The organism is Roseovarius sp. PS-C2 (genome assembly GCF_018862045.1).
Taxonomy (GTDB): Bacteria; Pseudomonadota; Alphaproteobacteria; order Rhodobacterales; family Rhodobacteraceae; genus Roseovarius.
The window spans coordinates 359,393-368,161 of the sequence record NZ_JAHKSQ010000006.1; the positions used below are offsets into that span (position 1 = coordinate 359,393).

Annotated in this window: 10 protein-coding genes; 1 reads left to right on the forward strand and 9 read right to left on the reverse strand. The window is 62.9% G+C overall.

The features are described 5' to 3' along the window. Positions 1 to 2 precede the first annotated feature (2 nt). A complete protein-coding gene (locus tag KPG71_RS13950; RefSeq protein ID WP_216338601.1) occupies positions 3 to 377 on the reverse strand; it encodes a DUF1636 domain-containing protein in 375 nt (124 codons plus the stop codon). 189 nt (positions 378 to 566) lie between these two features. On the opposite strand from KPG71_RS13950, the gene KPG71_RS13955 reads away from it, so the two are divergent. Further along, positions 567 to 929 carry a response regulator gene (locus KPG71_RS13955; RefSeq protein WP_216338602.1) on the forward strand — a complete coding sequence of 121 codons (363 nt, stop codon included), beginning with the start codon at positions 567 to 569 and terminating at the stop codon, positions 927 to 929. A gap of 18 nt (positions 930 to 947) precedes the next feature. On the opposite strand, the gene KPG71_RS13960 is transcribed toward KPG71_RS13955, so the two are convergent. From KPG71_RS13960 to KPG71_RS13995, 8 genes are all read right to left on the reverse strand, one after another. Continuing rightward, positions 948 to 2,429 carry a D-alanyl-D-alanine carboxypeptidase family protein gene (locus KPG71_RS13960; RefSeq protein ID WP_216338603.1) on the reverse strand — a complete coding sequence of 494 codons (1,482 nt, stop codon included), beginning with the start codon at positions 2,427 to 2,429 and terminating at the stop codon, positions 948 to 950. Between the two features lie 260 nt (positions 2,430 to 2,689). Next, entirely contained in the window at positions 2,690 to 3,688 is a 999-nt protein-coding gene (locus KPG71_RS13965; protein WP_367397354.1) for an ABC transporter substrate-binding protein, read from the reverse strand. A gap of 40 nt (positions 3,689 to 3,728) precedes the next feature. After that, positions 3,729 to 4,574, reverse strand: coding sequence for an ABC transporter permease (locus KPG71_RS13970; protein ID WP_216338604.1), 846 nt, complete (start codon positions 4,572 to 4,574; stop codon positions 3,729 to 3,731). Beyond that, complete coding sequence (locus KPG71_RS13975) at positions 4,574 to 5,449, reverse strand: ABC transporter permease (RefSeq protein WP_216338605.1); 876 nt, start codon at positions 5,447 to 5,449, stop codon at positions 4,574 to 4,576. The genes KPG71_RS13970 and KPG71_RS13975 overlap by 1 nt, the downstream gene beginning before the upstream one ends. Positions 5,450 to 5,497: 48 nt before the next feature. Next, on the reverse strand, positions 5,498 to 6,283 hold the full coding sequence (locus tag KPG71_RS13980; protein WP_216338606.1) for an ABC transporter ATP-binding protein: 786 nt from the start codon (positions 6,281 to 6,283) through the stop codon (positions 5,498 to 5,500). Between the two features lie 96 nt (positions 6,284 to 6,379). Beyond that, the gene (hydA, locus tag KPG71_RS13985) at positions 6,380 to 7,843 is read right to left on the reverse strand and encodes a dihydropyrimidinase (protein ID WP_216338607.1); all 1,464 of its coding nucleotides are present in this window, start codon (positions 7,841 to 7,843) and stop codon (positions 6,380 to 6,382) included. 54 nt (positions 7,844 to 7,897) lie between these two features. Next, on the reverse strand, positions 7,898 to 8,257 hold the full coding sequence (locus KPG71_RS13990; RefSeq protein ID WP_367397355.1) for a GIY-YIG nuclease family protein: 360 nt from the start codon (positions 8,255 to 8,257) through the stop codon (positions 7,898 to 7,900). 51 nt (positions 8,258 to 8,308) lie between these two features. Then, a partial coding sequence (locus tag KPG71_RS13995) for a M20/M25/M40 family metallo-hydrolase (protein WP_216338608.1) occupies positions 8,309 to 8,769 on the reverse strand: 461 nt, incomplete at its 5' end.

The following is an 8,769-nucleotide window of genomic DNA, read 5'->3' on the forward strand; positions in this document are numbered from 1 at the left end:
GTTCAGTCTCCGCTCCTAGGCAGGGGCGGATGGCGGGTGACGAAATGCCCCTTCACCCCTTGCGGCCATTGCCGGTAGGGCACCTGTCCCGTGTCGCTGTCGGCGTGCAGTTCCGCATAGTCCACGATGGCCGCGGCAGACTCGGCATCCGGGCTGAAACGTCCGAGCGTATAGGCCAGCTTGCCCTCGGCCTGGATCGCCACGTTGCAGCCATGGGTGCAGCCCATCAGGCAGGACACGCGCCGCGTTTTCACGTTCCGCCCGTCCGCGTGCTGTTCCACCAGTTCGGCCATGTCTTCACCATGCGGGCGGTCATGGGTATTTGCGTCCCAATCTTCCCCTTTGCAGGTATCGCATACCGTGATCCAAGTGGTCATCTTGAGGGTCTCCTGATCGCTGGCCGCCTTTGAACCGGGATTCGGGGCGCAAGACAAGCGGTCATTGGCCGATTGCTACCTCGCCCGGAAGGCGGTTAAGATTTTCTTAATCCTTGAGTCAAATTAAGGGTACAGTGAACAGGATTAAACCGGACGGCGGTTTCCAATATGCTGCGGCAGAGGGAATAGATGAAGGTTCTGATTGTCGAAGCCGCGCCCGAGCTTGGCCGCCTGTGGCAACGCCACCTTGAGCGGCAGGGCATGGAGGTTCGGCTGGAACATGGCCAGCCCGGCGCTGCTGCGGCGCTGTCGGCTCAGCGGTTCGACGTGATCATCCTGAACGTCATTCTGGAGGAAGGCAGCGCGCTCGCCGTCGCGGACCTTGCCAGCTATCGCCACCCGGAGACGCAGGTGATCTTCGTGACCAATACCTCGTTCTTCTCGGACGGGTCGATCTTTGCGCTCAACGCCAATGCCTGCGCCTTCGTGCAAAGCGATACGCCGCCAGACGATCTGGCGGCGATGGTCGAACATTACGGGCGGTCGGGTTGATCCCGGCAGGAGGCGGCGTTACGCCCCGCCACCGGGTTCGATCATGAAACAGGTGACCTGCTTGGCCTGAAGACGGCGACAGGCCAGGTCGGCGGTTTCGCGCGTCATTCCCATGAAATTGGCGTCAAATCCGGTGGGGCGCTTGACGACCTTGCGCAGGCTGCCATCCAGCGTGGTCATCTCGTTCAGCGCCGTTTTCAGCAGGATCTTGCGCGCCTTGTACTGGCTGGGATAGCGGCCCACATTGATCCCCCAGTTGCGCCCGCCCGAGGTGGACACGCGCGTGACGACCTCTTGTATCGGGTCTTCCGTGGGTTCTTCCAGCCGCGCCAGAACCAGATCCTCGGGCCGTGGCTCGGGGTTGATCTTGGGCAGGGGCGCGCGTGTTGCGCCCTTGGCCTCGGTCCTGGCAGCAGGGGCGACGGCGACGGTTTTGACCGCGACATCGACATCGGCCTCCTGCGCGGCCATGATCGCCTGTTCGATATCGGCCTTCGCCGCTATGACAACCGGTGCCGGTTCCTCGGCCACGCGGCGGGCCTGCGGGCGCAGGCTCTGCTTGACGGCGGCAGCCGCGACCAGGCGTATCTTCTTGCCATATCCGCCCGGCGTTCCCTCACTCCCGCCGACCTTGCCCATATAGGGCGGGCGGGCCGGTCTATGCAGCGCGACCCGGCGCGGCGCACGTTTGAAACCCATATCCAGCAATTCGGCGACCCTGGCGTTGCGCGACGCAGTCGAGCGACCGCCGAATACCGTTGCGATGATCCGCTCGCCGTTGCGGTCGGCACTGGCGACAAGGTTGAACCCGGCGGCGCGGGTGTACCCGGTCTTGATCCCGTCCGCACCGCGATAGCTGCTCAGAAGTTTGCGGTTGGTGTGATACACCTTGCGCACGCCCGCATCGGCGGTGATGCGCGAGAACAGGTTGTAATATTCGGGATAGTCGTAAAACAGATGCCGGCCGAGAATGGTCATGTCCCGCGCCGTGGACAGGTGGCCGCTTTCGGTCAGGCCGTGGGCGTTCTTGAAGGTGGTGCGCGTCATGCCAAGCGCCTTGGCGGTGCGGTTCATCCGGCGCGCAAACCGGGCTTCCGAACCTTCGATCGCCTCGCCCAACGCGGTTGCGGCATCGTTGGCGGATTTCACCGCTGCTGCACGGATCAGATAGCGCAGCTTGATCGTCTGGCCTGCCCGCAAGCCCAGTTTGCTGGGCGGTTCGCTGGCGGCATGGCTGGAAATCTTGACCGGGCTGTCCAGGCTGATCTCGCCGTTCTCGACCGCCTCGAAGACGATATAAAGCGTCATCATCTTGGTCAAAGAGGCCGGATGCAGCCGCGTATCGGCATTGCGCGAGTGAAGAACTTCGCCGGATCGCGCGTCCATCACAAGCGCCGCATATGGCGCGGCCGCCGCACTGAGTGGGACAATCACCAGCATCCAAAACGTGGCCAACGCCACCAGACCCCAGCGGATGGGCTGCCTGCTCCGATCCTTCATGGAACTACTCTTTTCTGCCTCTCGCGCCGCCGATTTTTCGGCTGGCTTATGCTTTTATTGTCCTTGAGCGTAGCATAAGGGAGGGCTCGATTAAAGTGCTTATTTCACAAGGGTTTCGCGCGTGTTCTTCAACATGTAGGGGGTGCGGCGCGGCAATCCGCAACACTGGCGATTGTGGCGGGAATATGGCGTGCGCGCGATGCAGAACGGGGCGCGCTGTTGCACGCCCCGCCAAATCGTCCTTTCGCGACGCCTGAAACTCAGTTCAGCGCCTTGTCGCTGATCACGTGCGTCCAGGCACCGTCGCCCGGATGCTTGGTGATCACCGGGTCCGACCCGCCCGACAGCAACGACTCGACCGTGCGTTCGTAATCCGCCGGATCCAGCGCGCCGTTCGATCCGGCGGTCAGCTTGGCGACCTCGCTCATCATCCGGATCTGGTGCTCTTCGGTCTGGGCGCCGGTCGCGTCATTGTCCAGCACGATCATCGCGGCCTCTTCGGGGTTTTCCTCGGCCCATTTCCAGCCCTTCATCGACGCCCGGACAAACCGCGCCAGCTTGTCGACCTCGGCAGGGTCGTCCAGCTTGTCCTCGAGCACGTATAGCCCGTCTTCCAGCGTCGCCGACCCCTGATCCTCGTATTTGAAGGTGATCAGTTCCTCGGGCGTGATGCCCGCGTCGATCACCTGCCAGTACTCGTTATAGGTCATGGTCGAAATACAATCGGCCTGCCCCTGCAACAGCGGATCGACATTGAATCCCTGTTTCAGAACCGTCACGCCATCCTCGCCGCCTTCGGTCGGGATGCCCAACTGGCTCATCCAGCTCAGGAACGGAAATTCATTGCCGAAGAACCAGACGCCAAGCGTGCGGCCCGGAAAATCATCGGGAGTTTGCACGCCGGTGCTTTTCAGGCAGGTCAGCATCATGCCGGATTTCTTGAACGGCTGGGCGATATTGACCAGCGGCAGGCCCTTTTCCCGCGCCGACAGGGCGGCGGGCATCCATTCCACGGTCACATCCGCGCCGCCCCCCGCGATCACCTGCGTCGGTGCAATGTCCGGCCCGCCGGGCTTGATCGTGACGTTCAGGTCTTCTTCTTCATAAAAGCCCTGATCCTGCGCCACGTAATAGCCTGCGAACTGCGCCTGCGTGACCCATTTCAATTGCAGCGTCAGGTCATCGGCGGCCTGCGCCATGCCCGCGCACAGGCTGGCGATGGCCAGCCCCAGCGATGTCGTCAAAGTCTTGGTCTTCATCTTGCTTCTCCCGTGTTGAACTTTGGGTTTTATGTTTTTGTTATGCCCGGCCCCGTTGTGATGGATGCCAGAATGTCAGCGCCTTCTCCAACAGGGCGATCCCCCCGTAAAAGGCCGACCCGACAATCGCCGCCACGACGATTTCGGCCCAGACCAGATCCAGCGCCAGTTGTCCCACCGAGGTGGAAATGCGAAATCCCATGCCCTTGATGGGCGAGCCGAAGAATTCTGCCACGATGGCTCCGATCAGCGCCAGTGTGCTGGCGATCTTCAGCCCGTTGAATATGAACGGCAGCGCGGCGGGCAGGCGCAGCTTGAGCAGCGTTTTCCAGTACCCGGCGGCATAGGTGCGCATCAGGTCGCGCTGCATCGCGTCGGTATCGGCCAGCCCCTCGACCGTGTTCACCAGCATCGGAAAGAACACCATCACCACCACGACCGCCGCCTTGGATTGCCAGTCGAACCCGAACCACATCACCAGAATGGGCGCCATGCCGATGATCGGCAGCGCGGCCACGAAATTGCCCACCGGCAGCAAACCGCGCTTGAGGAACGGAAACCGGTCCACCGCAATCGCCATCAGGAACGCCGCGCCGCAGCCCAAGACATACCCCGTCAACGCGCCCTTGAGGACGGTCTGCACGAAATCCTCCCACAGGATGTGGGTCTTTGCGGCAAAGGTGGCGGCAATCTGCGTGGGCGGGGGTAGAAGCACCGGCGAAATCTCAAGCCCCCGCACCAGCGATTCCCAGATCACCACCACGGTCAGCCCGAAGATAACCGGCACCGCCAGCCCTGTGAACCGCGTCCTGGGCCTGTGCGACAGGACATGGTTCAGCCACCAGCCGCCGATCCATGCCAGAAATCCGAAGACCAGCCAGCCCATCACGCCATCCCCATCCGTTTCAGAACCATCCGCTGAATCATCCCGATCAGCCCCACCAGCACGGCGGCCAGCGTTGCGGCCATGATCAGCGCGCTCCAGATCTGGATGGTCTGGCCGTAATAGCTCCCGGCCAGCAGGCGCGCGCCCAGACCGGCCACCGCGCCGGTCGGCAATTCACCCACGATGGCACCGACAAGACTGGCCGCCATGCCGATCTTGAGCGAGGTGAACAGATACGGCATCGACGACGGCAACCGCAGCTTCCAGAAGGTCTGCGCCGGTGTCGCGTTCCATGTGCGCATCTGGTCCAGTTGCATCGGCCCCGGACTGCGCAGCCCCTTCACCATGCCCACGACCACCGGGAAGAACGACAGGTACATCGAGATCATTGCCTTGGGCAGCAGCCCCGAAATCCCCACCGCGTTCAGAACCACGATGATCATCGGCGCAATGGCTAGGATCGGAATGGTCTGGCTGGCGATCACCCAGGGCATCACGCTCATGTCCATCGTGCGATTGTAAACGATCCCTATGGCCAACGCGATGCCAAGCGCCGTGCCCAGAACGAACCCCAGCCCCGTGGCGCTGAAGGTGATCCAGCTGTGATAGATCAGCGACCGCTTGGAAAACCCGCGCCCGTTGGCCACCATCTCGCCCGTGGTCTTCCACAGCTCGGCCCCCACCTGATGCGGCGCGGGCAGCTTGGGCTTTTTCTGGCTCCAGGTATCGGCCACCAGTTCGGAAAACGTCAATTCGACTCCCGCACGCTCGGCCTTGTTATGGGCCCATGGCGCATTCAGCACGATGGCGGCGGCATACCAGATCGCGAAAATGACGGCGACAACGGTCAGCACGGGCACGAGGTTGCGCATCATGCCGCTCCTGCCATCGCTGTTGCGGTCAGGCCCGGTTGCGGTGCGCGTTCAAACCTCATCGCCATGCCCCGCGCGCAGGCCATCGCGGACACGATGGGCGATTTCGATGAATTCGGGCGTGTCGCGGATGTCCAGCGGTCGCTGCCGGGGCAGGGGGCTTTCGATCACGTCGGTGATCCGTCCAGGCCGCGGGCTCATGACCACGATCTTGGTGCTCAGATACACCGCTTCGGGGATCGAGTGGGTGACGAAACAGATCGTCTTGTGGGTGCTGTCCCACAGATGCAGCAATTGCTCGTTCAGGTGATCGCGCACGATCTCGTCCAGCGCGCCAAAGGGCTCGTCCATCAGCAACAGGTCGGCATCGAAGGCCAGCGCGCGGGCGATGCTGGCGCGTTGCTGCATCCCGCCGGACAATTGCCAGGGGAATTTCTGCTCGAACCCGGCAAGGTCCACGAGGCTCAGCACCTCCTTGACGCGCCGGGCCTGCTCGGCCTTGTCATAGCCCATGATCTCCAGCGGCAGGCGGATATTGCCGCCGATGCTGCGCCACGGGTATAGCCCCGCCGCCTGAAACACATAGCCATAGGCGCGGGCGCGGCGTGCCTCCTGGGGGCTGACGCCGTTGACCGTGATCGTGCCGCCGGTGGGATGCTCCAGATCGGCCATGCAGCGCAGGAACGTCGTCTTGCCGCAACCCGACGGCCCGATGAAGCTGACGAAATCGCCCTTCTCGATTTCGAGGTTCACGCCCTTCAGCGCGTGCACTGGCCCGTCGTTGGTTTCAAAGGTCAGCGACAGGTCCTTGGCGCTGATCACGGTATTGCTCGTCACTCTGCGTCCCCCGCTTGCATCGGCGCCATTGCGCCGTGCTGGCTTGGTCTTGTCAATGGGCCACGCCCACCCGGTCGGGGGCGCGGCCGGTTTTCGTCAGATTCCCGCCGGAATATTCAGCGGGTCGCGGTTGATCTGCTTGGGTGCGGTCAGCTCTTTCCACTTGCTCAGCGCGGTATGCGCCGAAGGGAAGGCCGGTCGCGGCACGAAGCGGCCCCGACCGGGCTGTGGCTGGCTGTTCTGCCCCCAGGCCCAGATCACCTCGCCGCGGCTGATCGTGTAACGTGCCTGCGCGGACACATCGAACCCTTCGAACACGTTGTAATCGAGGATCGAATGATGGTTGCCCGCGCTGATCGTCTTGGAAATCTTCGGGTCCCAGACCACGATATCGGCATCCGCCCCTTCCACGATCGCGCCCTTCTTGGGGTAGATGTTCAGAATCTTCGCGACATTGGTCGAGGTGGCGGCGACAAACTCGTTCGGCGTCAGCCGCCCGGTTTCCACGCCCCGCGTCCACAGCACGGCCAGACGTTCCTCCAACCCGTTCGAGCCATTGGGAATCTTGGTGAAATCATCGACACCCATGCGTTTCTGCTCGGTGCTGAAGGCGGCGTGATCAGTGGCCACCACTTGCAGGCTGCCAGCCTGCAACCCCGCCCACAGGCTGTCCTGATGCGCCTTGTTGCGGAAGGGCGGGCTCATCACGCGCCGCGCGGCATGGTCCCAGTCGGTGTTGAAATACTCGCTCTCGTCCAGTGTCAGGAACTGCACCAGCGGCTCGCCATAGACCCGCATCCCCTTCTGGCGCGCGCGCCGGATCGCTTCATGCGCCTGTTCGCAACTGACATGCACGATATACAGCGGAACACCGGCGGTATCGGCGATGGTGATCGCCCGGTTGGCCGCCTCACCCTCGAATTCCGGCGGGCGGGAATAGGCGTGACCCTCGGGGCCGGTGATGCCCTGCTCCAGCATCTGCGCCTGCATGTCGGCCACCAGATCGCCATTCTCGGCATGGACCATCGGCAGCGCGCCCAATTCCTTGCAACGCTTGAAGCTGGCGAACATCTCGTCGTCCTCGATCATCAGCGCGCCCTTGTAGGCCATGAAGTGCTTGAAACTGTTCACGCCCATCTCGACGGCGTCCTTCATCTCGTCGAAGATGGTTTCGTTCCAGCCGGTGACCGCCATGTGATAGCCGATATCGCTGCAAATCTGCGGGGCCGATTTGCGATGCCACTCGTTGATCGCGTTCTTTATCGACCCGTCCGCGCCCGGCAGGCAGAAATCCACCAGCATCGTCGTGCCCCCGCAAGCGGCGGCCCAGGTGCCGGTTTCGAATGTCTCGGCAGCGGTGGTGCCCATGAACGGCATTTCCAGATGGGTGTGCGGATCGATCCCGCCGGGGATCACATAGGCGCCCTCGGCGTCGATATACTTATCGCCCTTCAGGTTCTCGCCAATCTGCCTGATCTTCTCGTCCTCGATCAGGACATCGGCCTTCCATGTCCGATCCGCCGTGCAGACGGTGCCGTTCTTGATGACTTTCGTGCTCATTGGATTTCCCTCCGTCTTACCCGTCCCGGCCCTGAGTCATGACCTCTCGGCGGCTCAGGCTGGAATTTGGGCAGTTAGGTCGTGCCAATCGGGGTTGGCTTCGGTGATCAGCATAAGTTTCCAGGCGCGTCGCCAGCGTTTGATCGAACGTTCGCGGCGCAGGGACGTTTCGAAATCGTCGTGCTGTTCGAACCAGACCAACCGTTTGATGCCGTATTTTGCCGTGTGGGCCGAAAGCCCGGTTCGATGGGCCTCGACGCGCATGCGCAGATTCCGCGTTCTTCCCGTATAAAGTGCGCCACCCGGTCGTGAGGCCATGATGTAAACGTAATGTGCCATACGCCAGGATTGACGGCGCATGGTTGCCAAAAGGTAAATCCCGCCCCGGACCTGATCCGGGGCCCCCGCGGGCATTGATCGGGTGGTCCCGGGTCAAGCCCGGGACGGGTATGGATCGTGGCCAGTTCACTCCACGATTTCCGCGGTTTCGACGACCGCATGCATCAGCACGTCGGCCCCGGCGGCGGCCCAGTCCCTGGTGATCTCCTCGGCCTCGTTGTGCGAGAGCCCGTCGACGCAGGGGCACATCACCATCGCCGTCGGCGCCACGCGGTTGATCCAGCACGCGTCGTGTCCCGCCCCCGACACCAGGTCGCGATGCGAATAGCCCAGCCGTTCCGCCGCCGCGCGCACCGCCGCGACGCAGCCCTTGTCGAACTCCACCGGGTCGAACCCGCCGGCGGTCTCGAACGCCACCTCGCAGCCCATATCGTCGCAAATCTCCGTCGCCGCCGCCTTCATCCGCGTGACCATGTCCTCGATCACCGCCAACTGCGGCGAGCGGAAATCCACCGTGAACACCGCCTTGCCGGGGATCACGTTGCGCGAGTTGGGGAAGATGTCGATATGCCCCGCCGCGCCCACCG

Excerpts from the sequence above, each read along its gene's own strand:
- KPG71_RS13965 (WP_367397354.1), bottom strand. The coding sequence starts at position 3,688 with ATGAAGACCAAGACTTTGACGACATCGCTGGGGCTGGCCATCGCCAGC.
- hydA (WP_216338607.1), bottom strand. The coding sequence starts at position 7,843 with ATGAGCACGAAAGTCATCAAGAACGGCACCGTCTGCACGGCGGATCGG.
- KPG71_RS13975 (WP_216338605.1), bottom strand. The coding sequence starts at position 5,449 with ATGATGCGCAACCTCGTGCCCGTGCTGACCGTTGTCGCCGTCATTTTC.
- KPG71_RS13960 (WP_216338603.1), bottom strand. The coding sequence starts at position 2,429 with ATGAAGGATCGGAGCAGGCAGCCCATCCGCTGGGGTCTGGTGGCGTTG.
- KPG71_RS13970 (WP_216338604.1), bottom strand. The coding sequence starts at position 4,574 with ATGGGCTGGCTGGTCTTCGGATTTCTGGCATGGATCGGCGGCTGGTGG.
- KPG71_RS13955 (WP_216338602.1), top strand. The coding sequence starts at position 567 with ATGAAGGTTCTGATTGTCGAAGCCGCGCCCGAGCTTGGCCGCCTGTGG.
- KPG71_RS13990 (WP_367397355.1), bottom strand. The coding sequence starts at position 8,257 with ATGCCCGCGGGGGCCCCGGATCAGGTCCGGGGCGGGATTTACCTTTTG.
- KPG71_RS13950 (WP_216338601.1), bottom strand. The coding sequence starts at position 377 with ATGACCACTTGGATCACGGTATGCGATACCTGCAAAGGGGAAGATTGG.